This window comes from Brevibacterium permense, from assembly GCF_013280495.1.
GTDB classification, from domain to species: Bacteria; Actinomycetota; Actinomycetes; order Actinomycetales; family Brevibacteriaceae; genus Brevibacterium; species Brevibacterium permense.
The window spans coordinates 1-23280 of the sequence record NZ_JABSSX010000020.1; the positions used below are offsets into that span (position 1 = coordinate 1).

Sequence of the window (23280 nt, forward strand, 5' to 3'; positions counted from 1 at the left end):
CCGCTCTAGGTAGTCTCGACGACCACGATATGGACCGGAAGAGACTCGCCTATTAATCCTTCTCGACTTGAGCCGCCATCTCAGTCTGTAAAACAACCGCCATTCATCGCTGAAGCTCACAATCTAGCGTCTAACGACAGTCGAAATTGGTTTCTTGACACACTGTCCAACCATGTCTAGAGTTCAGTTAGACGCAGACGGCAGGAGGTCGTCGCTCAAAACAAAGGGAATCAAAATGACCAAGGGCCAGACACTCGCCTACGTTCGTGTTTCGACGGCAGAGCAGAACGAAGCACGGCAGCTCGAAGCGCTCGCCGCCGCCGGAGACCACGACAAACTCTACGTCGAGAAAGTCTCAGCCAAAGATCGCGACCGCCCCCAGCTCAAAGCCATGATGGATCACGCACGCGAAGGCGACGTTGTTCGTGTGAAGTCGATTGACCGGCTCGCACGTTCGACGCGAGACCTGCTCGCTATCGTCCAAGAACTCAACGACAAAGGCGTGAGCGTCGAATTCCTCGACACTCCCGAAATGAACATTAACTCAGCCCAGGGGAAGTTCATGCTCGCGGTTATGGGTGCGTTCGCAGAACTCGAACGCGAAACTATCAAGGAAAGGCAGGCCGAAGGGATCGCCGCCGCGAAAGCACGCGGAGCATACGCCCACCGCCCAAAGAAGCTCACGGATGAACAGGTCGCGGAAGCCGCTCAGATGCGGCAGGACGGCGTTAGTGTCGCCGACCTCGCCCGAGGCCTCGGTGTTAGCCGACAGACGCTCTACACCGCCCTCAAGAGCGCATGAGGTGTATCTTCGCCGACCCGGCCCCGGCAATGAAGCCGGGGCCGTTGTTGAATCTAGATTGAGTCAGGTTTCAGTCAGAGACAGTGGCGTAGATGCGTCCGCACTTCACGCACGTCCAAACGCGCTCACCAACTAGGCTCTGCTCTCGCGGACGGATCAGCTTCACCGATCCTCCACACTTACATATATTTGGGACTTCAGTCACTCTCGCTCACCTCCTCGTGGTTGTGCTCTGCAATCTATGGCGAGGTACGGGAAATTTGCCAGGGTCAACACGCTGGCCGTAGAGAAGGGATCGGAGTTGCTGCCCTGCGAAGCGTCGCGCCCCGGCCCGGAGGCGCATCCAAAAACATCCAAAAAACATCCACGAGTTTGAGCAAGAGACTCGAAGCATCCACGCGCACAAACCAGCAGCGGTGTCAAATGCAAAAGCGAAAAGGCCCCGCTTCCCCAGTGTTTAACTGGGAAGGCGAGGCCTTCGTGTTGTGGCTCCGACCGGCGTCGATCCGGTGACCTTTCGATTTTCAGTCGAACGCTCTACCAACTGAGCTACAGAGCCGAGCCGCCGACATACATAAGTATGTCGAGAGAAACAAAGGCTCTTCCGAAGAAGAGCCTTATGCTCCGCGACCCTGACGGGACTCGAACCCGCGACCTCCGCCGTGACAGGGCGGCGCGCTAACCAACTGCGCCACAGGGCCTTGCTGCTGTGATGGAAGACCTTACGATCTTACACCGTACCCCCAACGGGATTCGAACCCGTGTCGCCGCCGTGAAAGGGCGGTGTCCTAGGCCTCTAGACGATGGGGGCCCAGGTTGTCCTCGGATTCCCCGTGGGCAACGACGTTAAGCTTATCCCACCCGATTCGCGGAATGCAAAACGAAACAGAGTGTCCTCGGTCACACGCCGAAAACGGTGGCTTCGGACGCTCCGCAGGGCCGCCTCGGCGAGGGGATCGAAGTCGCTAGAGTGGGAGGCATGGAGGCTCTGAGTGATGAGGAGTTCGATGCGATCCTCGGCGAAGCCCTGGATCTGCTGCCCGCCGGGGTGACCGAACAGCTGGACAATGTCGCCCTGTTCGTCGAGGACCGGCCCGAGGACGGTGACCGGCACCTGCTCGGCCTCTACGAGGGCACACCGATCGGGGAGCGGGGGATCGCGGGGTTCGAGATGCCCGACAACATCTTCATCTATCGCGACAACCTCATCGACTTCGCCGAGGACAGGGACCACCTGCGCGAGGAGATCGTCGTCACCATCGTGCATGAGATCGCCCATTTCTATGGGCTCGATGACGATCGGCTCCACGAACTCGGGTGGGGGTGAGCGTCTCCGGTTGAAGGGGCTGACGGGCTTACCGACGAGTCACTTGACGTCAGGGGAATTGGCGTCCGCAAGCCTACTTCGCCTATTGTGGGCGGGTACCTATCAGCACCGATACAACATTCCGTCCGTATCGATGCGGGGACACGGAGCCGTGAAAGCTGCGCCTCCTGGCCCCCGCTGACCTGCGGGCAGGAGGCACTACCCCCTTATGACAGTTGCATCCAAGACTTCCAGCGCGGCGACCCCGGCCGTGCGAGTGCTCAACCTGGCAGGCATCGACTACAGCCTGCGCAGCTTCGACCATGACCCTGCCACCCGCCGTTACGGTTCTGAGGCCGCCGACAAACTCGGCGTCAGCTCCGACCAGGTGTTTAAGACGTTGATGATCCAGGTCGACGGGCAGCCCGTGACGGCGCTCGTCCCCGTCTCCGGTCAGCTCGACCTCAAAGCCCTGGCGTCCGCACGCGGAGCGAAGAAGGCCCAGCTGTCCGGCGTCGCCGAGACCGAACGCCGCACCGGCTACCCCGTCGGCGGAGTCTCGCCGTTCGGACAGCGCCATGCAGTGCCGGTCGTCGTCGACCGCACAGCGCTCGACCATTCGACAGTGTTCGTCTCGGCCGGCCGTCGCGGTCTCGAGATCGAGATCCGCCCCGAGGATCTCGTCATGCTCACGAACGCCCAGGTCGCGAAGATCGCCGCGCTCGACTGATCAGCTCTCGCTGATCTGAGCGGCGATCCCCGGCCTCACACCCATTCGACCTCACCGACCTCGGGCTCTGCCCGACCGGCGGTGAGGTCGGCGTACATCGCCACGGCATCGGCCACCTCGGCGAGGGGAACCAGGACCTCGAGTCCGACCTCACCGCCGTAGTCGGCCCGCGTCGTCCAGCCCCGATTCCCGGCCGCCCGCTCCAGGGCGTTGGCCTGGGCATAGTCGACGTGCGCGGACACGGGAACGCGCTCATGCCGGGTGACGATATGTGCGGCATCAACCGCCGCCGAGGTGGCCTGACCGTAAGCGCGCACGAGCCCGCCCGCACCCAGCAGGGTGCCCCCGAAATACCGAGTGACGACGGCGACGACGAAGGTCAGATCATGACCGGTGACGACATCGAGGATCGGAGCGCCCGCCGTGCCGGCCGGTTCCCCGTCATCGCTGAAGCGCCGAGTGCGCGAATCGGTGTCGAGGACGAACGCCGAACAATGGTGGCGGGCCTTCGGATGCTCGGCGCGTGCCTCGGCGATGACGGCCCTGGCCTCGGCCTCATCCGCGGCGGGGGAGAGGCGGGTGAGGAAACGGGATCTCTTGATCTCGATCTCGGCCTCGACGGGGCTGACGATGGTCCGGTAAGACATGCTCGTCACTGTAGTCGAATGTGTTCTACGATGACCCCACGGGCGCGGATTCCGCGCTCATCCCCGGTACTTCAGTGAAAGGGTGACAACGGTGGACCACCTCAGCGACGCCGATCTGGCAGCGCTCAAAGACGAATCCGCCCGAGCCCGTGAACTCGACCGCGCGCACGTCTTCCACTCGTGGTCGGCACAGCGACTCATCGACCCGCCGACCGTCGCCCGCGCACAGGGATCGACGGTCATCGACGGTGAGGGGCAGGAGTTCCTCGACTTCTCCTCGCAGCTGGTGAACACGAACATCGGCCACCAGCATCCGGCCGTCGTGCAGGCGATCAAAGACCAAGCCGATGTGCTGTGCACGATCAGCCCGGCCACCGTCAACGCCGCCCGGTCCGAGGCGGCCCGACTCATCACCGAACGCACTCCGGCAGGACTCGACCACGTGTTCTTCACCAACGGCGGAGCGGACGCGAACGAACACGCCATCCGCATGGCGCGGCTGCACACCGGGCGAACGAAGGTGCTCTCCCGCTACCGGTCCTACCATGGTGGAACCCAGACAGCCGTCAACGTCACCGGCGACCCGCGCAGGTGGGAGAACGAGACCGGGGATTCCGGCGTCGTCCACTTCTTCGGACCCTTCCTCTACCGCTCGGAGTTCCACGCCGCCACCGAGGCGGAAGAGACCGAACGTGCCCTGCAGCACCTGCGCCGGACCATCGAACTCGAGGGACCGGGGACGATCGCCGCGATCATCCTCGAATCCATTCCCGGCACCGCCGGCATCATGGTGCCCAGTCCGGAGTACATGCAGGGTGTGCGGGCGCTGTGCGACGAGTTCGGAATCGTGCTCATCGCCGACGAGGTGATGGCCGGATTCGGACGGTCGGGCAAGTGGTTCGCCTTCGAACACTTCGACATCGTGCCCGACCTCATCACCTTCGCCAAGGGAGTGAACTCCGGATACGTGCCGCTGGGCGGAGTCGTCATCAATGACGCGATCTTCGAGACCTTCGCCGAACGCGTCTACCCCGGCGGGCTGACCTACTCCGGGCACCCGCTGGCGTGCGCGGCCGCGGTCGCGACGATCAACGCGATGGCCGACGAGGGCATGATCGAACACGCCGCCCATATCGGAGAGACGATCATCGGACCCCGTCTGCGGCAGATCGCGGAGAATTCGAAGCACGTCGGCGAGGTCCGCGGCACCGGAGCGTTCTGGGCGATCGAACTCGTCTGGGACAAGGAATCCAAGGAACCGCTGGCGCCCTACGGCGGCGGCTCACCCGAGGTCGCCTCGGTGGTGGCGGCGCTGAAGGAACACGGCGTCATCCCGTTCAACAACTACCACCGGCTGCACGTGGTCCCGCCGATCAACATCAGCGAAGAGGACCTCGAGCGCGGACTCGGAGTCTTCGAGAAGGTCCTCACCGACTTAGACTTCCCCCGCTAGGAACTACCTGACGGCGGCCCAGCAACCTCGCGCGAGGTTGCTGAGCCGCCGTCAGGTAGCAATTAGGGGGAGGTGTGGGTGTAGTTGCCGCCCAAGACGGTCGCGCGGACGGGGATCTGTGCGATCTCGTCCGCCGCGACGTTGGCTGGGTGAGTCTCCAAGGCGACGAAGTCGGCGAGTTTGCCGCGGCTCAGCGTCCCCTTGTCGGCGCCCTGGCCCGAGGCCTTCGCCGCCTCGACCGTATAGGCGGCGATCGCCTCATCGACGCTCAAGGCTTCGGCAGCCGAGCCCATGACATCCCCGCCCCGGGTCCTGCGGGTGACGAAGGCTTCGATTCCGCGCAGCACATTCCCGTCGGCGCAGGGACGGTCAGAGCTGCCGGCCATCGGCACACCCGCATCGACGAACGACTTCGCCCGGTAGATCAGGTGCCGGCGGTCCGGCCCGAGCGAAGCGTTCATCCCGTCCCCGATGCCATCGGCGAACGCCGCCTGCGGGGTGACGACGATACCGTGCTCGGCCAGCGTCGCCAGATGCTCGTCATGGACCAATGCGGCATGCTCGATCCGGTTGGGCACCACCCGGCGGCCATAGCGCTTCTGCGCCTCGACGATGTTGGCGACCGCGGCATCCACGGCGGCATCACCGATGGCGTGCACGGCCAACGACCACCCGGAGGCATAGGTGTCGAGAATCTGCTGCCGCAGCACCTCCGCGTCGTCCTGCAGATAACCGGGGTGGTCCTTGCCCGCATAGTTCTCCCGCAGCGCCGCGGTCTCGCCGGACAAGGCACCGTCCATGAAGAACTTCACGGGCCCGATCGAGATGAGATCATCGCCGAGGCCGGTGCGCAGTCCCGCATCCAGACCGATGCCGAACCCGTCGGCGGAGTTCGCCGCGATCGGGTGCAGCCCGTCGGCCTGCGGCATGAGCTGAGCCCGCGCCCGCAGCTTCCCCTCCTCCCGAGCCCGCAGATAGCCGCTGATCTCAATGGGGGAGTGGCCGATCCAGCCGTACGCGATACCGCATTCGCCGAAGGACGTGATGCCTTCCCTCGCGTAGTAGGCAGTCGCCAGATCGAGGGCGTCGACGACGGTGTCGAGCGAATACGGGCGGATGAGATCCTGCACCAGAGTCTGCGCGGTCTCTTCGATCAGCCCTGTCGGATGTCCGGCCGCGTCACGCACGACCTTGCCGCCGACCGGCTCCTCGAAACCGGGCTCCAGGATCCCCGCCCGACGCATCGCCTCGGTGTTGGCGATCGCGGCATGACCGGACGTCTGCCGCATGAACAGGGGACGATCACCGGTGATCTCGTCGAGTCTGGCCAGGTCCGGATACTGCCCGTCGTAGTCACGGTGGGCATACCCCGTGGCTTCGATCCACTCCCCGGACGGAGTCGTCGCCACGGCCTTCTCGAGCGCCGCATACACATCGGGCAGACCGCCGGGCAGCGCCGTGACATCGACCGAAGCCAGGGTGAGACCGAACCAGGTCGTGTGGCAGTGCACATCGTTGAAGCCCGGCAGCACCGTCGCCCCGCCCAGGGACTCGACACGATCGGCCTCAATGCCGTCGAGCTCCTCATCGAAGCCGATGATGCGGTTGCCCCACACCCCGATCTTCTGCGCCCGCGGGCGCGACGGATCAAGGGTGTGTGCGTCGAGGTCGGTGAAGATCGCGTCGATTCTCATACGGTCACCTTAGCCAGATTCGCCCGCCGTCGCCGCGAGAGTTCACGGCAGGCGCGCCCCGCGCACGGCCGGATCCGTGATGCAGTGGACGAGCGAGAGCCCCTTGTGCTCCAGCGCCTGTTCGAACGCGTCGCGGAAGTCCTCGGTCCGCTCGACGCGGATGCCGAACCCGCCGAACGCCGTGGCCATGGCTGCGAAATCCGGGTTCTTAAGGGCCGTGGCCGTGGCCCGGCCCGGATATTCGCGGTCCTGATGGCCGCGGATCGTGCCGTAGACCGAATTGTCGTTGAGCACGACGGTGATGTCCGCGCCGTACTGGACGGCCGTAGCCATCTCCTGCCCGTTCATGAGGAAATCCCCGTCGCCGGCGATGCAGAACACCGCCCGTTTCGGATGGGCGAGGGCGGCGGCGACCGCAGCCGGCAGACCGAATCCCATCGATCCGTTGCGCGGGCCCAGCGCCGAGGGGAACCTGTGCGTAGGCAGGAACCGGGTCGCCCAGCCGGAGAAGTTCCCCGCCCCGTAGGTGATGATCGCGTCGTCCGGCAGCAGGTCCTGCACATGGACGAAGGCTTCGTCCATGTCGACGAATCCCGCCGAGGCGGCCGACCCCGAGTCCGCCACCAGCGGTGTCCGCCACGCCTCGATCTCGGCCCGGGCCTCGGCGACCCAAGCCGGCAGCGGCACGGCCTCCCCGGCCGCCTCGGACAGGACATCACCAAGCGGCGGTTCGTCGATCGAGCCGTCGGAGGACACCGAATACGTGCGGGTTCCCTCCTCGGTGAACAGGGACTGGGCGAACCGGCCGACCGAGGTGACGATGTGCTGGTCGAGCCGACCGAAGTGACCGTGCGCATCGGCATCGGGGCCGATGACGACGGTGCGCTGGTCGACGCCGTTGCTGAACCCATCGGTGGCCACGTCCGTGCGAACACAGCCCAAGAAGATGTGCAGGTCCGCCTCGGCGAAGACCCTCTTCGCGACGGGGGAAGCACCGTAGCCCAAGATGCCGAGGAAGTTCGGACTGTCGTGGTCGATGCCGTCATAGGCACGGAAGGTGCCGAGCACTCCGAGGCCGCGGTCGCGTGACCACTGGGCGATGCGCCGTGAGGTCGACGGCGACCAGTCCTCGCCGCCGATGATGAGCACGGGACGGTCGGCGGCGGTGATGCGGGCGCGCAGCTCCGTGACGTCCCCGGCATACGGTGAGGCCGAACCGTGCACGCGAGGGGGCAGCACCGTTCCCGAACTCGGGCGGACGAGGACCTCTTCGGGCAGACCGACGATGACGGGACCGGGCCGCCCGGTCACGGCGGTGTGCATGGCGTCGACGACCACCTCGGCGGCCTTATCGGGGTCATCGAGGGTGAGCACCTTCTTTGCGGTCGAGGAGAACCAGCCGTCTAGATCGAATTCCTGGAAGGATTCGCGACCGCGATGATCGGTGGGGATGAGGCCGACGAAGACGACGAGCGGGGTCGCATCCTGGTAGGCGGTGTGGACTCCGACCTTGACGTTCGCCGCACCGGGACCACGCGTGACCATGGCGATGCCGGGCACTCCGGTCATCCGCCCCTCGGCGACGGCCATATATGCGGCCCCGCCCTCCTGGCGGCAGACGATCGGGGTGATAGCCGAATCGCGGAGTCCGTCGATGACGTCGAGATACGACTCGCCGGGAACCAGATAGGTGCGAGTGACTCCGTGTGTTTCGAGTTCCTCGACGATGAGATGACCTGCAGAAAGAGACGCGGAGGTGTCCATACCCCATGCTTATCATCATTTCGCCTCCTGTGGTTGTCTCAACTGCCCACCACCCTGCCCATTCGAAACTGTGAGGTCGTATGATCGTGCAACAACGGAATCAGTACGGCCCGCCGACTGAGCCCGTGAGCAGGAATTCCACACCGGACCGGGGTGGGGACTGAGACTGACAGCCAGGAGGCTCTCGCATGACCGGAATCGACTCCGACCAGGCAACGGCGCAGGAGTTTGAGCCCGCCGACCTCGGCGGCGGCCGCAGGCACGGTCGCGCAGGAGCACCCTCGACACCGCGCCGGGCCCAGCTCGAACGGGATCCGGGAATGCCGGCGAGCACGTGGCGGCTGCGTTCGGACGCGTGGGAGTACCTGAAGTTCGCGATCAAACGCCTGGCCGTCAGCGGCGGGGACTTCTCGATGATCGCCGAAGACGGCGAGGTGTGGCGCTCGCTGCGTTCGCTGAAGACGATCGAGCTCTACTGGGCCGGTTTCGGTCAGCGCTATGTCGAGGAGATCACCGACCTGCTCTCGAACGGCGAATTCGACCGCGCGCACGACATGATCACGCGTGCGGTCAATCGGCTGCGCGGCACCACCGTGCCCGATACCGGTGAAGACGACCTCACCGAGGATGAGCGCGCCGAACTCAAGGACCGCCAGGACACCCGTCCTCGCTTCGAGGTCCTCATCGTCGACGAGACCACCGAGGGCGGCCGCGATGAGCTGCACACGGATCTGCTCAAACTCCGCAACGCCTCCGACCAGTTCATCTATGACTACGTGATCGTGCCCACCGCCGACGATGCGGTGGCGGCGGCCCTGACGAACCCGAACCTGCTCGCCTGCGTCATCCGTCCCGGTTTCACTGACAACACCCGCGAGGTGCTCAGCCGTGACCTGCGCGATTCTATCGAGTTCGCGCACACCTCGACGAAGGAGTCGCCGACGGCGCCGATGAGTCCGCTCAATTCGGTGCGCCGGGTGCTGCGGCTGGCCGACACTCTGGCGAATCTGCGCCCCGAGCTCGACCTTTACCTCATGGCAGGCGCCCATATCGAAAGCCTCGCAGGTGCTCTGACCCACCGGTTCCGTCGCGTCTTCCGCCGCGAGGACCAGTTCGAGCTCCACCTGTCCCTGCTGCGCCGCATCCAGCACCTCTACGACACTCCGTTCTTCGACGCGATCCGTGAGCACGCCCGCCGTCCGGCCGGTGTCTTCCACGCACTGCCCGTCTCCCGCGGCGGCTCCGTCGTCGGGTCGAAGTGGATCGGTGATTTCGTCGACTTCTACGGGCTCAACCTGCTGCTCGCCGAATCCAGCGCCACCTCCGGTGAGCTCGATTCCCTGCTGGCACCGGTGCACACGCTGAAGAAGGCGCAGTCGCTGGCCGCCCGCGCGTACGGTGCCAAGCGCACGTACTTCGTCACGAACGGCACGTCGACGGCGAACAAAATCGTCCATCAGGCGGTCGTCTCACCCGACGAGGTCGTCATGGTCGACCGCAACTGCCACAAGTCCCACCATCATGCGCTCATGCTCACCGGTGCCCGCACCGCCTACCTCGAGGCGTACCCGCTCAACGACGTCGCCTTCTACGGGGCGGTGCCGCTGAACAGGATCAAGCAGCTGCTGCTCGACTACCGGGCCGCCGGCCGCCTTGACGAGGTGCGGATGATCACCCTGACCAACTGCACTTTCGACGGCATCGTCTACGACCCTTACAAGGTCATGTCCGAATGCCTGGCGATCAAACCCGACCTCGTCTTCCTCTGGGACGAAGCCTGGTTCGCCTTCGCCCGGTTCCACCCGGTCACCCGCAAGCGCACCGCCATGGTCGCCGCGGAGACCCTCGAGGAGAACCTCGCCACCAACGCCCACGCAGCGGCGTACCGCGAGCAGCAGAAGCGCCTGTTCGATCCCGAGACCGGTGCCCCGGCCCCCGATTCGGTGTGGCTGGAGGAGGACCTGCTGCCGCCGCCTGACGCGACGATCCGCGTGTACGCGACCCAGTCGACGCATAAGACCCTGACCGCGCTGCGCCAGGGGTCGATGATCCACGTCTACGATCAGGAGTTCTCCACCGGCGCCGAGGAGGCCTTCCACGAGGCGTACATGACCCACACCTCGACGTCGCCGAACTACCAGATCCTCGCCTCCCTGGACCTCGGTCGCAGGCAGGTGGAGATGGAGGGCTTCGCACTCGTGCAGAAGCAGCTCGACCTGGCGATGAGCCTGTCCTCGGCGATCGCGCGTCACCCGCTGCTGAAGAAGACATTCAAGGTGCTCACCGCCGCCGACCTCATCCCCGAGGAGTACCGGGTCACCGAACGGACGATGCCGCTGCGCGATGGACTGTCGACGATGTGGGACGCCTGGGTCCGCGACGAATTCGTCGTCGATCCCAGCCGCATCACCGTTGAGATCTCGGGCACGGGAGTCGACGGGGACACGTTCAAGCACGAGCACCTCATGGACCGCTACGGCATCCAGGTGAATAAGACGAGCCGGAACACGGTGCTGTTCATGACGAACATCGGCACCTCACGCTCGGCCATCGCCTACCTCATCGAGGTGCTGGTCAAACTGGCGGGGATGTTCAATGATCCGCACGAGCTCCACGAACAGGACGCGCTGACCGAACCGGCCGCGGTGATGCCCCCGCTGCCGGACTTCTCGGCCTTCGCCCCCGATTACGCGGCCGAGGTGCCCGCCGACGACCCGTCGAAGCAGCTGCCCGACGGCGACCTGCGCACCGCCTACTATGCGGGTCTGCGTCGCCAGAACATCGAGCACGTGCTGCCGCATGAGCTGAGACGCCGCGTCGAGAGCGGGGAGCAGCCGGTCTCGGCCGGATTCGTCACTCCGTACCCGCCCGGATTCCCGGTGCTCGTGCCCGGACAGGTCATCACCGCCGAGGTGCTCGACTTCATGTCCGCGCTCGATACCCGAGAGATCCACGGCTACGACTCACGCCAGGGCTACCGCGTCATCCTCACAGAGGTCCTGGAGAGCTGAGCGAGATCGACCGTGCAGACCACCCGTCTCATCCAGACCGTCGAAGCACACACCGAGGGACTGCCCGTGCGCGTCGTCACCGGGGGAGTGGGACCATTCCCCGGTGAGTCCATGGCCGAGCGCCGGGAGTGGTTCATCGAGAACTCCGACGATCTGCGGACCTTCCTCATGTGCGAACCCCGCGGCCACGGGTGGCTCTCAGGAGCGATCCTGCAGCCTCCGACTCGTGCCGACGCGGACTGGGGAGTGCTCTTCATCGAGGTCACCGGCGTGCTCCCGATGTGCGGGGCCGGCACGATCGCAGTGGCGACCGTGCTCGTCGAGACGGGAATGGTGCCCGTCGTCGAACCCGTCACGACCGTGCGCCTCGACACCCCGATCGGGCTCATCACCGCCGAGGTGGTCGTCCGGGGCGGTCGCGCCGAGTCGGTGACCATCGTCAACGTTCCCTCGTATGCGCATGCCCTCGACCAGTCGGTCGATGTGCCCGGGCGAGGGTCGATCGCCTGCGACATCGGCTTCGGCGGGAACTTCTACGCCTTCGTCTCCGCCGCCGACGTCGGCATCCCCTTCGAGCGCGACCGGGCTGAGGACTTCATCTCCGCCGGTCGCGAGATCATGGCTGCGGTCAACGAGCAGCTCGACCCGGTGCATCCGGTGACCGGCTACAGCGGCTGCGAGCACGTCGTGTTCCTGACGCCGCCGACGGAGCCCGGGCCCGATGGCGAAGTCCCCGATGCGCGTCATGTGCTCATCAACCATCCCGGCTGGCTCGACCGGTCGCCCGGAGGCACAGGGACGAGCGCGCTGATGGCCGTCCGGCATGCCCGCGGGCAGTTGGGCCTGAACACGGATTTCGTCAACGAGTGCTTCATCGGCACCTCGTTCACCGGACGCCTCGTTGAGGAGACGAGAGTTGGCGAGCATGTGGCTGTGGTGCCGACGATCACCGGCAGCGCCTGGCTGACCGCGACCTCGCAGTTCATGCTCGACCCCAGCGACCCGTTCCCCGCCGGCTTCTCGCTCTGAAGTAGGGCCGGCGGCTAGCCCAGCTGGCCGGGGTGGAGGACGCGGGAGAGGAAGTCCTTCGTCCGCTGCTCGGCCGGGTTGCCGATGACGTCCTTGGCCGGTCCAGCCTCCACGACGACTCCGCCGTCCATGAAGACCACGCGGTCAGCGACCTGCCGGGCGAACTCCATCTCGTGGGTGACGACGACCATTGTCATTCCCGCCTCGGCGAGGTTGCGCATGACCTGGAGGACGTCACCGACGGTCTCCGGGTCCAGCGCCGAAGTCGGCTCGTCGAAGAGCATGACGTCGGGGTCCATGCTCAGGGCCCGGGCGATCGCAACCCGCTGCTGCTGACCGCCGGAGAGCGAACCGGGCTTGGCCTCCATCTTCTCGGACAGCCCGACCTTCGCGAGGTTCGCCTCGGCGACCTTGTTGGCCTCGGCCTTCGATCGCCCCAGGACCTTCGTCTGCGCGATTGTGAGGTTCTCCCGCACGGTGAGATGGGCGAAGAGGTTGAAGGACTGGAAGACCATGCCGATGCGGGTGCGGGCGGCGTCGATGTCGAGATCGAGGTCGGTCATGTCCATGCCGTCGACGACGATCGATCCTCCGGTGGGCGTCTCGAGCGTGTTGATGCATCGGAGCATCGTCGACTTGCCTGAACCCGAGGGGCCGATGACGCAGACGACCTCTCCCTTGTCGACGTCGAGGTTGATGTCGGTGAGGACCTGGTTCGTGCCGAAGCTCTTCTGCAGGTTGCGGATCGCGATGATCGGGGCCTTGGTCGCTGCGTGCATCATTTCACTCCTGAATCTGCGGAACCGTATTTGCGCTCGAGCACCCGCGACAGATACGACAGCGGGACAGTGATGATGAGGTAGCACAGCGCGATGACGATGAACGGGGTGAGGTTGGCGGTGTTGACGATTTCGGCGCGGCCGAGCGCTGCGAGCTCACGGCCGTCGACCGAGGAGCCGAGGATATAGGCCAGCGACGAGTCCTTCGCGAGCAGGATGAGCTCGTTCGTCAGCGGCGGGAGGATGATGCGCATCGCCTGCGGGAGGACGATCGTGAACATCGCGCGCGACGAGGACATGCCGAGAGACCGGGCGGCTTCGATCTGACCTTTCGGCACCGCTTGGATGCCGGCGCGGATCGTCTCGGCCATATAAGCCGAGGAGACGAGTCCGAGGGCGATCATGATGATGACGAGCTGCGGTAGATTGAAATTATCGAAGGCGACGGGGAGCCCGAATCCCAAGACCAGGAAGACGACAAGGGCCGGCAGTCCGCGGAAGAACTCGATGTAGATCGTCGCGAGCCAGCGGTAGACGCCGACCGACGACAGGCGCATGAGCGCGACGAACAGGGCGATGACGAGGCCGAGGGCGAAGCCGAGGAACGTGTAGACCACGGTGTTCTTCAGCGCCATCGTGATGACGTCGGGGAACATGCCGGTGGCGATGTCGATGCGGCCGAAGGAATCGATGAGCTTCGGCCAGTCGGCGAAGATCACGATGAGGATCGCGATGACGACGAGGATGGCGTATTGGATGCCGCGGGAGAGCTTCGCCTTCTGGCGTTTGCTCATCTTCGCTTTTGGCGTGGCGGTGGCGGCCGGGACGTCGGGGCCGGTCTGGCGGCCGTCCTCGTTCGCTGTGGGAACTGACATGGTTGTCCTTCGAAACTGTGGCGGGGGTGCCCACCTGGGTGCGTGCCGTGAGGATCGGATGGGACTCAGGCAGGTCGGTCGAGCTCAGCCGAACGGGCGGCCCGCCGCAACGACAGATCGCAGCAGGCCGCCCATTCGCATGTGGTCACTTCGGTGCGTCGCCGAACCACTTCTTGTAGATCTTGTCGTACTCGCCGTTGTCCTTGATCTCCTTGATCGTGTCGTCCACGGCCTTCTTCATCTCGGTGTTGCCCTTCTTCATCGAGATGCCGTAGTGCTCGTCGGTCTTGATATCGAAGCCGACGGCGAAGCCCTTGTTCTCGGTGTTGTAGTTGTAGAGCACGCCGTTGTCGTTGATCACGGCGTCGACCTGACCGGTCTTGAGCGCTTCAAGCGAGAGCGGCAGATCCTCGTAGGTGATGACTTCGGAGTCCTTGAAGTTCTCCGTGGCGTAGTCGAGGCCCGTGGTGCCGGACTGAGCTGCGATCTTGAAGCCTTTGAGCGCTTTCTCGTCCTTCGCGGTCTTGTCGGCCTTCGTCAGGATCGCCTGGTTCGCATCGAAGTACGGTTCGGAGAAGTCCGTGGCCTCTTCGCGTTCAGGGGTGATCGTCGTCGCAGCAGCCGCGACATCACATTTGTCCTGATTGAATTCCGCGCCCGAGGTGATCGTCTCGAACGAGGTGTTGATGATCTCCTGTTCGACGCCGAGCTTCTTCGCCACGGCGTCGACGATGTCGACGTCGAAGCCGACGACCTCGCCGTCCTTCTCGAACTGGAACGGCTGGTAGGACAGGTGGGTGCAGGTGGTCAGCTTGCTTTCCTTGACCAGGGGGACTCCGCCCTCGGCGGTCGCTGCAGGTTCGGAATCGCCTCCGCCGCCGCAGGCGGATAGGGCGAGCATGGCGCCGGCGGCCACGATGGCCAGGCTCGAGCGTCGTTTCATGGTTCCTCCAGGGGATCGGTGACCGTGTCGTCACGCAAACGGATTGCCCGGACATTCGTATCTGGGCAATGTCTGAGAGGAATCCTACCGTGAACTGGGTCACACCAATGACGCTTTGATGAGCACCGAGGCGGTTGTGACGAAATCGTAGTCATTCCCGGTGACCGGGACCGCCGTCCGACCGCGGATGCGAAAGGGCCCGACCAACGAAAACGTTGGTCGGGCCCTGATTCAGGAATCTCAGCTCAGCTGATCCTCCATGTCGATCTCCGAGGTGTCCTTGGCCAGCCACAGGGCGATGATCGTAAGGATCGCTGCGGCGATGATGTAGAGGCCGCAGTAGAAGATCGACTCTCCTTCGGCCTGCCACAGAGCGACCATGGCGAACGGTGCGGGACCGGCCCCGATGACGCTGGACATGTTGTACGAGATCGCCGATCCGGTGTAGCGGACGTTGGCGGGGAAGAGCTCCGGCAGGTACGCGGCCATCGGTCCGAAGGTCAGCCCCATGAGGATGAAGCCGACGATGAGACCGATGATGACTCCCGGGGTGCCGGCGTTGAACAGGGCGTTGACGACGAGTCCGTAGGCGGCGATGAGCACGGTCACCCCCAGCAGCATCTTCCGGCGGCCCAGCTTCTCCGCCAGTGGTCCGGAGACGACGGTGAAGATGCCGAAGAACACGACGCCGATGATGAGGTAGGTGAGGAACTCGTTCTTCGTGTACCCCAGCCCTGCGACGAAGCCCGCAGGGTCGAAGGTCTTCCCGGCCGCCTCGGCGGCGGTCTGAGCCTGTTCGGGGGTGGCCGGCGAGGTGCCGTAGGTGAGGGTGAACGCGGTCATGAAGTAGAAGATCACGTAGGTCGCGAGCATGATGAACGTGCCGAGGATGAGCGGCTTCCAGCTCGTGGCGAAGACCCGCCCGAGCGGGGCCTTCGAGATCTGCTGCTTCTGAGCGACGAGCTGGAACGCCGGGGTCTCCATGAGCGACATGCGGACATAGAGGCCGACGGCGACGAGCAGGGCCGAGAGCAGGAATGGGATGCGCCAGCCCCAGGCGAGGAATGCCTCGGGGGAGGTCCAGGTGCCGAGGGCGACGAAGAGCAGGTTCGCGATGATGAAGCCGACGGGGGCGCCGAGTTGTGGGAAGGTGCCCCAGATGGCGCGTTTGCCCTTCGGGGCATTCTCGGTGGCCAGCAGTGCCGCGCCCGACCATTCGCCGCCGAGGCCGACACCCTGGCAGAAGCGCAGGAGGACGAGGAACAGCGGCGCGAGGACGACCCAGCCCGGGGTGCTGGCGGTCGGCAGCAGGCCGATGAGGAAGGTGCCGATGCCCATGATGAGCAGGGAGGCGATGAGCGTCTTCTTCCGGCCGATGCGGTCACCGAAGTGACCGAAGATGATCGAACCGAGGGGGCGGGCGACGAAGGCGACGCCGAAGATCGCGAACGAGCTCAGCAGCTGAGTCGTCGATGTCTGATTGGGGAAGAAGAGGGCCGGGAAGACCAGCGAGGAGGCCGTGGCGTAGGCGTAGAAATCGAAGAACTCGATCGTGGTGCCGACCATCGAGGCGGTCAGGACCTTGCCGCGGGTGTTGTTCTTCCGAGTCGCCGCGATCGCGTCGTCGACCCCGGGTGCCGAGGAGGGATTCTCCGGCTGTGTTTCGGTGGACATGGTGGTGCTCCGCTGTTTCGTGAGTGCAGGCACGGGCGGGTGGTCCGTGCCGATGGAAAAGGCCGTCGGCGCTGTGCCAGGCACAGCGTCGACGGCGACGAATAGACACTACGCCCGTCTCACAGAACGCGATTTCCGAGTCTCACCGAATGAGATTACTAGGTGGTCGAAGTGTTCCGGACGACTCGGACGGGCGGTCAGTCGGCGGTGGTGACCTCGGCGATCGTCACCTTCTCTTTGGGTGCGCCGTCGCCGGCACCGGAGTCTGTGCCCTTGGCAGCGAGATCCGCGACGGTCTTCGTGCTCTTCTCATCCAGCTGTCCGAACACGGTGTAGTCGGGCGGCAGCGAGCTGTCGTCGTAGACGACGAAGAACTGGGAGCCGTTCGTATCCGGGCCGGAGTTCGCCATGGCCAGAGTGCCGGCCGGGTAGGTTTCGGAGCCGTCGAGCTCATCGGCGAACGAGTAGCCTGGGCCGCCGGAGCCGGTGCCTGTGGGGTCGCCGCATTGGAGGACGAAGATGCCCTCGGTGGTCAGGCGGTGGCATTCGGTGTCGTCGAAGTACTTCTGCGCGGCCAGAGACAGGAAGCTGTTGACGGTGCACGGAGCGCGATCGGCATCAAGGGTCACCGCGAGGTCCCCGGCGCTCGTCGCCACGGTGGCATCGACGCTGCCTTTTGCCTGCGGCTTCTCTTCAGGAGCGTCGACTTCCTTCGCGCCGGACTGCGAGTCAGCAGGGTAGGAGCAGGTTCCCGCAGCGGCCGAGGTGTCCGATCCTTCAGAGGACTCGCCGGAGTCCCCTTCGGAATCAGACGATCCGCATCCGCTCAGCAGCAGAAGGGCGAGGACGGCGAAAGCAGCGAGGGTCAGCACAAGGGCTGCTTTCGGGCGACGGGTCGATTCATCCGAGTGGCGGGTCAGAGCATGAGAGCGACTGGGCGCAGGGTGATCCATGCGTTCATCGTATCGGCACTCAAACGTAGGTCACCATCGGATACTTTCAGCGCCGAGAAGTATCCGATAGCGACCTGGATTTGCCGCAAGGCCGACAGCCCAAGGACTCAGGTCTCGACGGAGGTGCGGGTGCTCGGGTCGGGGGAGCCGCCTCGGCGAAGGAAGATCGCAACGGAGATGACGATGAGCCCGGACACGCACAGGCCCACGCCCACCCACGCCGGTGCACGGTAGCCGAGGCCGGCGGTGATGACGATTCCGCCCAGCCACGCGCCGAGCGCATTGGCGAGGTTGAAGGCGGCATGGTTCATGGCCGCGGACAGGCTCGGGGCGTCATGGGATTCGCGGAACAGACGCATCTGCAGGGCCGTGGTGATCATCGACCCGGAGATGCCGATGAGGAAGAGGGCGATGATCGCAATGGCCGCGATGTGGGTGAAGGCGCCGAATGCGGCGAGCACGAGAGCCGAGAGGATCATGCCGCCGGTCGCCGAGCGCTCGATGGACTTGTCGACCAGGGGTCCTGCAATCAGAGATCCGGCGGTCATGCCCAGGCCGTAGACGGCGAGCACCCACGGGATCGCGACGCTGGGGACGCCGGCGACGTCGGTCATCGTCGGGGTGATGTAGGTGTAGACGGCGAACATTCCGCCGAAGCCGACTGATCCGGCAACGAGGGTGAGGATGATCTGGACGCGACCGAGCGCCTTGATCTCACCGCGGGCCGAGGGCACCGCGCCGAGCTTCACGCGCGGAACGCCGACGGCGACCATGATGACGGTGAGCACTCCGAGACCGGCGACGAGGGCGTAGGCGCTGCGCCATCCGAGCATATTGCCGAGGGCTGCGGCGAAGGGCACGCCGAAGATGTTCGCGATCGTCAGGCCGAGCATGACGCGTGACATGGCCCGGCCGCGGCGGTTGGCCGGGACGAGGGAGGCGGCGACGACGGCTCCGATGCCCAGGTAGGCTCCGTGCGGCAGACCGGAGACGAAGCGCGCGATGTTGAACAGCCCGGCCGTCGGGGCGAGCATCGAGGCGAGGTTGCCCAGAGCGAAGAGACCCATCATGCACAGGAGCAGCAACTTGCGGTCCATGTGCGCGGCGATGGTCGTGATCAGGGGTGCGCCGACGACGACGCCGATCGCATAGAACGACACCGCATGTCCGGCCTGGGGGACCGTGATGCCCAGCTCCTCGGCGATCATCGGCAGAAGGCCCATGGTCGCGAATTCGGTCACTCCGATGGCGAAGGCGCCGATCGCCAAGGCGAAGACGGCGAACTTGTAGACTCCGCGGGAGACCGGGGCATCACTCATGGGACTCCTTCAAGGAAACACGGGATCGGGGAGGCAACCGCACCAGCCTATTGCCCTCAGCGGTGCCTCGGAAGCCCTCGGGCGCCCAATGTGACGATTCGAACAGCCTCAGTCGACGTTCGCTTCCTCGACGTTCGCTTCCTCGGCGTTCGCTTCCCCGGCTTCGTATTCGGCCAGAGCCTGCGAGGCGACGGAGAAGGCGGTGTTCGCGCTCGGCACGGAGCAGTAGATGGCCGACTGGAGGAGGACCTCCTTGATCTCATCGCGGGTGAGCCCGTTGCGCAGCGCAGCCTTGACGTGCATCGCCAGCTCCGCCTCGTGACCACCTGCGATCATCGCCGTGAGCGTGATCGCCGAGCGCATCCGCCGCTCCAGGCCCGGCCGAGTCCAGATCTCACCCCAGGCGTAGCGGGTGATGAGGTCCTGGAAGTCGCTCGTGAAATCGTCGACTTTCGCATTCGCGCGGTCGACATGGGCATCGGAGAGCACCTGCCGTCGCACGGCCATTCCCGCCTCGCGCACGTCGTCGCGGCTTGCCTCCCGCGGCCCCGAGGCGGTCGGCAGGTCGGCCGACGAATCGCCTGCGGCAGTCGCGCCCGCACCGCCGGTGCCGCCGGCCCCTGCACCGAGTCCCTTGCCCTGCAGAAAGTCAGCGAGCAGACCCGCGGTCACGACCGGAGCCTCGGCCGGCACCAGGTGGGCGGCGCCGTCGATGACCTCGAGCAGCGCCCCGGGAACTCCGTTTGCGATCTCGGCGAGCTTCGTCGCCGGAGTCGGCTGGTCCTGAGAGCCCGCGACTGCGAGCAGGGGACGCGTGATCTCGGGCAGTCGTGCGCGGACATCGAAGTCGGCCAGCGCATAGCAGAGAGCGGCATAGGAGAAGCGGTCGGCGTCCTGCAGCGAGTGCAGGAGCGCGGCCGAGGCCTCCGGTTCCCGGTCCATGAACCCTTCCCCGAACCAGCGCTGTGCCGAACCGATGACCTGAGTCGGGGTGCCCGAGGTCGCCACCGTCTGGGCGCGTTCCTCCCAGGCCGCGGCCTCACCGATCTTCGCCCCCGTGCAGAAGACAGCGATGCGGCCGAAGCGATCCCCGTGATCGAGCGCCAGCTGCAGGGCCGTTGCTCCGCCGATCGAATCTCCCGCGAGGTCGACGGGAGCGCCGGGGGCGGCCACATCAGGAAGGACCCGATCGAGGGTGCCCAGGACCGCCTCGGCGAGGTCGGACATCGTCATCCGCGGGGCAATGGACATCCCCGCTGGGACATCGATCGGTGCCGAACGGCCGTGACCGGGCAGGTCGATGCCGATGACCGTCGTCTCCGGACTGAGCGCGGTCAGTTCGGTGGCGGCCTGCTGCCATAGGGCTGCCACGGAGGTGCCCAACGAAGGCAGGACGACGAGCACTCGGGCATCGGCAGCGGGGGAAGCGGGTGCGGCAAGAACGGATGCGGTGAGGTCCATGGGTGTCACTTTCTTCGGTTGGTTCACAAGTTGAAAAACAGGTCTCAGTCGAAGGGCGGCAGGTTGATCTCCTGCGGTCCGGAACTGTCGATGGTCGCCAGGATGGTACGGCGGATGTCCTCGGCCTCACCGAGGTAGGACTCGGGGGTGAAGAATTCCTCGATTCCATCCTCGTCGCCGATCTCCGCGCGAAGTGCTGCGACAGGGTCGGAGCCGGGGGCGATGATGGCTGCGCGGGTGTCTTTGTCGATCCGATCGCCGAAGACGATGCCGAGCTTCTCCCCATAGATCCCAGGGGAGGCGGCCTCGAGGTTTGCGCGCATGGCCTCGGCGTTGACCCGCAGGCCCGCGATCATCTCGTCGAGCATGATCAGCGAGGAGATCGCCAGGGTCATAAGCTCGGACAAGGCCGGCCACTCGGCATGCCAGGCGCCGTCGGAGCGTTCTTCGATGGCTTCGGCGGCGGCCGTGGTCAGGGTGGACAGTGATCCGGGGACGCGCATTCCGTTGCGGTGGAGCAGCACCGCCGAGGTGGGATTCGACTTGTGCGGCATCGTCGAGGACCCGCCGGTGGAGGCCAGGGACAGCTCACCGATCTCGGGGCGCACGCCGATGAGGACGTCGCGGGCGATGGAGGCCCCGACGGTGACGCACTGGGCGAGGTGGGAGCCCCAAGACAGGATGCGCACGCGATCGGTGTGCCAAGGGACGGGGACCTGTGTGAGCGCCGCATCGGGACCGACCATCTGCACGTGGAATTCGCGGAGCAGGGATTCGGTGGAGTCGCCGGCGAACCAGCGGATCGCGGCGCGGGTGCCGGCGGCCCCGCCGACCTGCACATAGTCGACGTAGGGTGCCTGGCCTTGGACTTCATTGACCTCGGCGGCCCAGGCGGCGGCTTTGAGGCCGAAGGTCGTCGGCAGGGCCGGCTGGGTGAGTGTGCGGGCCAGGCACAGGGTCTTCGCGTGAGCGTCGGAGAGTTCGACGAGGGAGGCGCCGATGACTTCGAGCCTGGCCTGCATCTGCTGCACGACGCGGGAGACGAGCAGGCCGATCGCCGTATCGATGACGTCTTGGCTGGTCAGTCCCCGGTGCAGACATCGCGCGGCCTCGGGGGAGAGTCGGGAGCGGACGCGGGCGAGGAATGGGATGAGCGGGTTGCCGCCGGATTCGGCGGCCTCACCCAGGGACTCGAGTTCGGTGTGATCGTCCGTGAGCGTGCGGATCGTCGCATCGATGGCGGCGGCCACCTCGGCGCGGATCTCCGACGACACCAGCCCCACCCGTCCCTGCGCGACGATCCATGCGGTCTCGACTTGGCCGATCGCGGTGATGAACGCGGCGTCGTCGATGGCTTCGGATCCGCGCAGATCGCCGGGGGCGAAGAGGAACCGGGTGTGGGCGGTGTCGGTCATGTCGCGTCAGTCCTCGTGGCTGGGGAAACGGAGGAAGGGGGTTTCCTCCTCACCCTGCAACCGTATGTCGAAGTGCAGCGATCCGTCAGCCCCTCGAGTGGCGATGAGGCGCGTGCGCTCGTCTTCGTCGAGCGATGACAGGAGCGGGTCGGCGGCCAGGGCCGCGGTGTCCTCGGGCAGGTAGATGCGGGTGAAGAGGCGGTTGAGCAGCCCGCGGGCGAAGATGACGACGCTGATGAAGGGTGCCTTGCCCGCCTCGGTGGGGCCGGGGTTGACCGTGGAGAAGCTGAACTCGCCTTCCGGGTCGACGGCGGCGCGGCCGAAGCCGGTGAAGGTGAAGCCGTTGCGGCGCAGCGATCCCGTCTCGCGGGGGACAGCCCCGTGCTCATCGGGCTGCCAGATTTCGAGGATGGCATCGGGGACCGGGTCACCTGCCCCGTCGAAGACGGTTCCCGTCAGCTGCACGGCGCGAGCCGAGCCGGGCGGGACGAGCTCATCGTCGTGCTCGAAGGGCAGTGCGTAGCCGTAGAACGGGCCGACGGTCTGGCCCGGTGTCGGCGTGAGATCAGGGGTCGTGGGGGTGTCAGTCATCGTCCTCTTCTTCCATCCAGGTCCGGTTGGAGCCGGTGAGCACGATGTCCCAGTTGTAGCCCATGAGGAATTCGTGCTCGGTGATGTTGTGGTCATAGGTGGCCACGAGGCGGTCGCGGGCTGATCGGTCGGTGATCGACTGGTAGATCGGGTCGAGGGCGAAGAGCGGATCCCCGGGGAAGTACATCTGGGTGATCATCCGCTGTGTGAACTCGGACCCGAAGAGCGAGAAGTGGATGTGGGCCGGTCGCCAGGCGTTGTGGTGGTTCTTCCACGGGTAGGGGCCCGGTTTGATCGTTGTGAACGAGTAGGAGCCGTCGTCGCCGGTCAGGGTGCGGCCGACGCCGGTGAAGTTCGGGTCGATCGGGGCCGGGTGCTGGTCGCGTTTGTGGATATAGCGTCCGGCCGAGTTCGCCTGCCAGATCTCGACCAGCTGGTTGCGCACGGGGCGGCCTTCCCCGTCGAGGACCCTGCCGGTGACGCGGATGCGCTCGCCGATGGGTTCGCCGTCGGCCTGGATCGTCAGGTCGGATTCGAGGGTGCCGATGTCCCGGTGTCCGAAGGCGGGGGAGAAGAGCTCGATCGTCTCGGGGTCGGTGTGGCGAGGATCCTTCGTCGGGTGGCGCAGGATCGATGACCGGTAGGGGCGGTAGTCCAGCCGAGGCTGGGTCTCGGGCTTCTTGCCGCCGGCGACGTCCTGCTTGTACTGCGCTTCGACGCCGTCGATCTCGGCAGACAGCGTCGCCTGGGATTCGGCTGCGTCGTCGGGGCCTTTCACGGTCTGATCATCGTTCTCCGAGGACTGGTGCTGACTCATCGTCGAACCTTTCTTCG

The 23280-nt window shown here is 65.6% G+C and carries 19 protein-coding genes and 3 tRNA genes; 6 read left to right on the forward strand and 16 right to left on the reverse strand.

What is annotated here, in order from left to right; translation table 11 throughout:
* The first annotated feature begins 235 nt into the window (after window positions 1-235).
* Complete coding sequence (locus tag HK353_RS15925; protein ID WP_167200661.1) at window positions 236-802, forward strand: recombinase family protein; 567 nt, start codon at window positions 236-238, stop codon at window positions 800-802.
* Between the two features lie 486 nt (window positions 803-1288).
* Here HK353_RS15925 and HK353_RS15930 read toward each other — a convergent pair.
* The 3 genes from HK353_RS15930 to HK353_RS15940 all read right to left on the reverse strand — a co-directional run bounded on the left by HK353_RS15930 (window position 1289) and on the right by HK353_RS15940 (window position 1613).
* Window positions 1289-1361: transfer RNA gene (locus HK353_RS15930), tRNA-Phe, on the reverse strand.
* Window positions 1362-1429: 68 nt separating this feature from the next.
* A tRNA-Asp gene (locus HK353_RS15935) sits at window positions 1430-1503 on the reverse strand.
* Window positions 1504-1540: 37 nt separating this feature from the next.
* Window positions 1541-1613 (reverse strand) — tRNA-Glu (locus HK353_RS15940).
* 168 nt (window positions 1614-1781) lie between these two features.
* Between HK353_RS15940 and HK353_RS15945 the strand changes: the two genes are divergently transcribed.
* On the forward strand, window positions 1782-2129 hold the full coding sequence (locus HK353_RS15945) for a metallopeptidase family protein (protein ID WP_173157757.1): 348 nt from the start codon (window positions 1782-1784) through the stop codon (window positions 2127-2129).
* Window positions 2130-2337: 208 nt separating this feature from the next.
* Window positions 2338-2838 carry a Cys-tRNA(Pro) deacylase gene (gene ybaK / locus HK353_RS15950; RefSeq protein ID WP_101546357.1) on the forward strand — a complete coding sequence of 167 codons (501 nt, stop codon included), beginning with the start codon at window positions 2338-2340 and terminating at the stop codon, window positions 2836-2838.
* A 35-nt stretch (window positions 2839-2873) separates the two neighbouring features.
* Here the strand turns inward: ybaK and HK353_RS15955 are convergent, their stop codons facing one another.
* Window positions 2874-3485, reverse strand: coding sequence for a YigZ family protein (locus HK353_RS15955; RefSeq protein WP_173157759.1), 612 nt, complete (start codon window positions 3483-3485; stop codon window positions 2874-2876).
* A gap of 91 nt (window positions 3486-3576) precedes the next feature.
* Between HK353_RS15955 and HK353_RS15960 the strand changes: the two genes are divergently transcribed.
* Window positions 3577-4938 (forward strand): aminotransferase class III-fold pyridoxal phosphate-dependent enzyme, encoded by a 1362-nt coding sequence (locus HK353_RS15960; protein WP_173157810.1) that lies wholly within the window; start codon window positions 3577-3579, stop codon window positions 4936-4938.
* Window positions 4939-5000: 62 nt separating this feature from the next.
* On the opposite strand, the gene HK353_RS15965 is transcribed toward HK353_RS15960, so the two are convergent.
* Together HK353_RS15965 and HK353_RS15970 are read right to left on the reverse strand one after the other, a co-directional pair.
* Entirely contained in the window at window positions 5001-6632 is a 1632-nt protein-coding gene (locus HK353_RS15965) for an amidohydrolase (protein ID WP_173157761.1), read from the reverse strand.
* 42 nt (window positions 6633-6674) lie between these two features.
* On the reverse strand, window positions 6675-8396 hold the full coding sequence (locus HK353_RS15970) for a thiamine pyrophosphate-dependent enzyme (protein ID WP_173157763.1): 1722 nt from the start codon (window positions 8394-8396) through the stop codon (window positions 6675-6677).
* A 188-nt stretch (window positions 8397-8584) separates the two neighbouring features.
* On the opposite strand from HK353_RS15970, the gene HK353_RS15975 reads away from it, so the two are divergent.
* Complete coding sequence (locus HK353_RS15975; RefSeq protein WP_173157765.1) at window positions 8585-11407, forward strand: aminotransferase class I/II-fold pyridoxal phosphate-dependent enzyme; 2823 nt, start codon at window positions 8585-8587, stop codon at window positions 11405-11407.
* A 12-nt stretch (window positions 11408-11419) separates the two neighbouring features.
* Complete coding sequence (locus tag HK353_RS15980) at window positions 11420-12436, forward strand: proline racemase family protein (RefSeq protein ID WP_173157767.1); 1017 nt, start codon at window positions 11420-11422, stop codon at window positions 12434-12436.
* Window positions 12437-12450: 14 nt separating this feature from the next.
* Here HK353_RS15980 and HK353_RS15985 read toward each other — a convergent pair whose 3' ends face one another.
* The 10 genes from HK353_RS15985 to pcaH form a co-directional block, all read right to left on the reverse strand.
* A complete protein-coding gene (locus HK353_RS15985; RefSeq protein ID WP_217278538.1) occupies window positions 12451-13215 on the reverse strand; it encodes an amino acid ABC transporter ATP-binding protein in 765 nt (254 codons plus the stop codon).
* Entirely contained in the window at window positions 13215-14009 is a 795-nt protein-coding gene (locus HK353_RS15990; protein ID WP_173157812.1) for an amino acid ABC transporter permease, read from the reverse strand. The genes HK353_RS15985 and HK353_RS15990 overlap by 1 nt, the downstream gene beginning before the upstream one ends.
* Before the next feature lie 226 nt (window positions 14010-14235).
* Window positions 14236-15033: a basic amino acid ABC transporter substrate-binding protein gene (locus HK353_RS15995; protein WP_173157769.1), complete on the reverse strand. Its 798-nt coding sequence runs from the start codon at window positions 15031-15033 to the stop codon at window positions 14236-14238.
* 240 nt (window positions 15034-15273) lie between these two features.
* Window positions 15274-16707: an MFS transporter gene (locus tag HK353_RS16000; protein WP_217278539.1), complete on the reverse strand. Its 1434-nt coding sequence runs from the start codon at window positions 16705-16707 to the stop codon at window positions 15274-15276.
* Between the two features lie 197 nt (window positions 16708-16904).
* A complete protein-coding gene (locus HK353_RS16005) occupies window positions 16905-17660 on the reverse strand; it encodes a peptidylprolyl isomerase (RefSeq protein ID WP_173157770.1) in 756 nt (251 codons plus the stop codon).
* Between the two features lie 107 nt (window positions 17661-17767).
* Complete coding sequence (locus HK353_RS16010) at window positions 17768-18979, reverse strand: MFS transporter (RefSeq protein ID WP_173157772.1); 1212 nt, start codon at window positions 18977-18979, stop codon at window positions 17768-17770.
* A gap of 108 nt (window positions 18980-19087) precedes the next feature.
* Window positions 19088-20440, reverse strand: coding sequence for a bifunctional 3-oxoadipate enol-lactonase/4-carboxymuconolactone decarboxylase PcaDC (pcaDC, locus tag HK353_RS17635; RefSeq protein ID WP_173157774.1), 1353 nt, complete (start codon window positions 20438-20440; stop codon window positions 19088-19090).
* 44 nt (window positions 20441-20484) lie between these two features.
* Entirely contained in the window at window positions 20485-21855 is a 1371-nt protein-coding gene (locus HK353_RS16020; protein WP_173157776.1) for a lyase family protein, read from the reverse strand.
* Between the two features lie 6 nt (window positions 21856-21861).
* A complete protein-coding gene (gene pcaG / locus HK353_RS16025) occupies window positions 21862-22446 on the reverse strand; it encodes a protocatechuate 3,4-dioxygenase subunit alpha (protein ID WP_173157778.1) in 585 nt (194 codons plus the stop codon).
* Entirely contained in the window at window positions 22439-23263 is an 825-nt protein-coding gene (pcaH, locus tag HK353_RS16030) for a protocatechuate 3,4-dioxygenase subunit beta (protein WP_173157780.1), read from the reverse strand. Before pcaH ends, pcaG begins: the two co-directional genes overlap by 8 nt.
* Window positions 23264-23280 lie beyond the last annotated feature (17 nt).

Bases quoted from the DNA above. Each gene is read 5' to 3' on its own strand.
- HK353_RS15925 (WP_167200661.1), top strand. From the start codon at position 236: ATGACCAAGGGCCAGACACTCGCCTACGTTCGTGTTTCGACGGCAGAG.
- HK353_RS15945 (WP_173157757.1), top strand. From the start codon at position 1,782: ATGGAGGCTCTGAGTGATGAGGAGTTCGATGCGATCCTCGGCGAAGCC.
- ybaK (WP_101546357.1), top strand. From the start codon at position 2,338: ATGACAGTTGCATCCAAGACTTCCAGCGCGGCGACCCCGGCCGTGCGA.
- HK353_RS15955 (WP_173157759.1), bottom strand. From the start codon at position 3,485: ATGTCTTACCGGACCATCGTCAGCCCCGTCGAGGCCGAGATCGAGATC.
- HK353_RS15965 (WP_173157761.1), bottom strand. From the start codon at position 6,632: ATGAGAATCGACGCGATCTTCACCGACCTCGACGCACACACCCTTGAT.
- HK353_RS15970 (WP_173157763.1), bottom strand. From the start codon at position 8,396: ATGGACACCTCCGCGTCTCTTTCTGCAGGTCATCTCATCGTCGAGGAA.
- HK353_RS15975 (WP_173157765.1), top strand. From the start codon at position 8,585: ATGACCGGAATCGACTCCGACCAGGCAACGGCGCAGGAGTTTGAGCCC.
- HK353_RS15985 (WP_217278538.1), bottom strand. From the start codon at position 13,215: ATGCACGCAGCGACCAAGGCCCCGATCATCGCGATCCGCAACCTGCAG.
- HK353_RS15990 (WP_173157812.1), bottom strand. From the start codon at position 14,009: ATGAGCAAACGCCAGAAGGCGAAGCTCTCCCGCGGCATCCAATACGCC.
- HK353_RS15995 (WP_173157769.1), bottom strand. From the start codon at position 15,033: ATGAAACGACGCTCGAGCCTGGCCATCGTGGCCGCCGGCGCCATGCTC.
- HK353_RS16000 (WP_217278539.1), bottom strand. From the start codon at position 16,707: ATGTCCACCGAAACACAGCCGGAGAATCCCTCCTCGGCACCCGGGGTC.
- HK353_RS16005 (WP_173157770.1), bottom strand. From the start codon at position 17,660: ATGGATCACCCTGCGCCCAGTCGCTCTCATGCTCTGACCCGCCACTCG.
- HK353_RS16010 (WP_173157772.1), bottom strand. From the start codon at position 18,979: ATGAGTGATGCCCCGGTCTCCCGCGGAGTCTACAAGTTCGCCGTCTTC.
- pcaDC (WP_173157774.1), bottom strand. From the start codon at position 20,440: ATGGACCTCACCGCATCCGTTCTTGCCGCACCCGCTTCCCCCGCTGCC.
- HK353_RS16020 (WP_173157776.1), bottom strand. From the start codon at position 21,855: ATGACCGACACCGCCCACACCCGGTTCCTCTTCGCCCCCGGCGATCTG.
- pcaG (WP_173157778.1), bottom strand. From the start codon at position 22,446: ATGACTGACACCCCCACGACCCCTGATCTCACGCCGACACCGGGCCAG.
- pcaH (WP_173157780.1), bottom strand. From the start codon at position 23,263: ATGAGTCAGCACCAGTCCTCGGAGAACGATGATCAGACCGTGAAAGGC.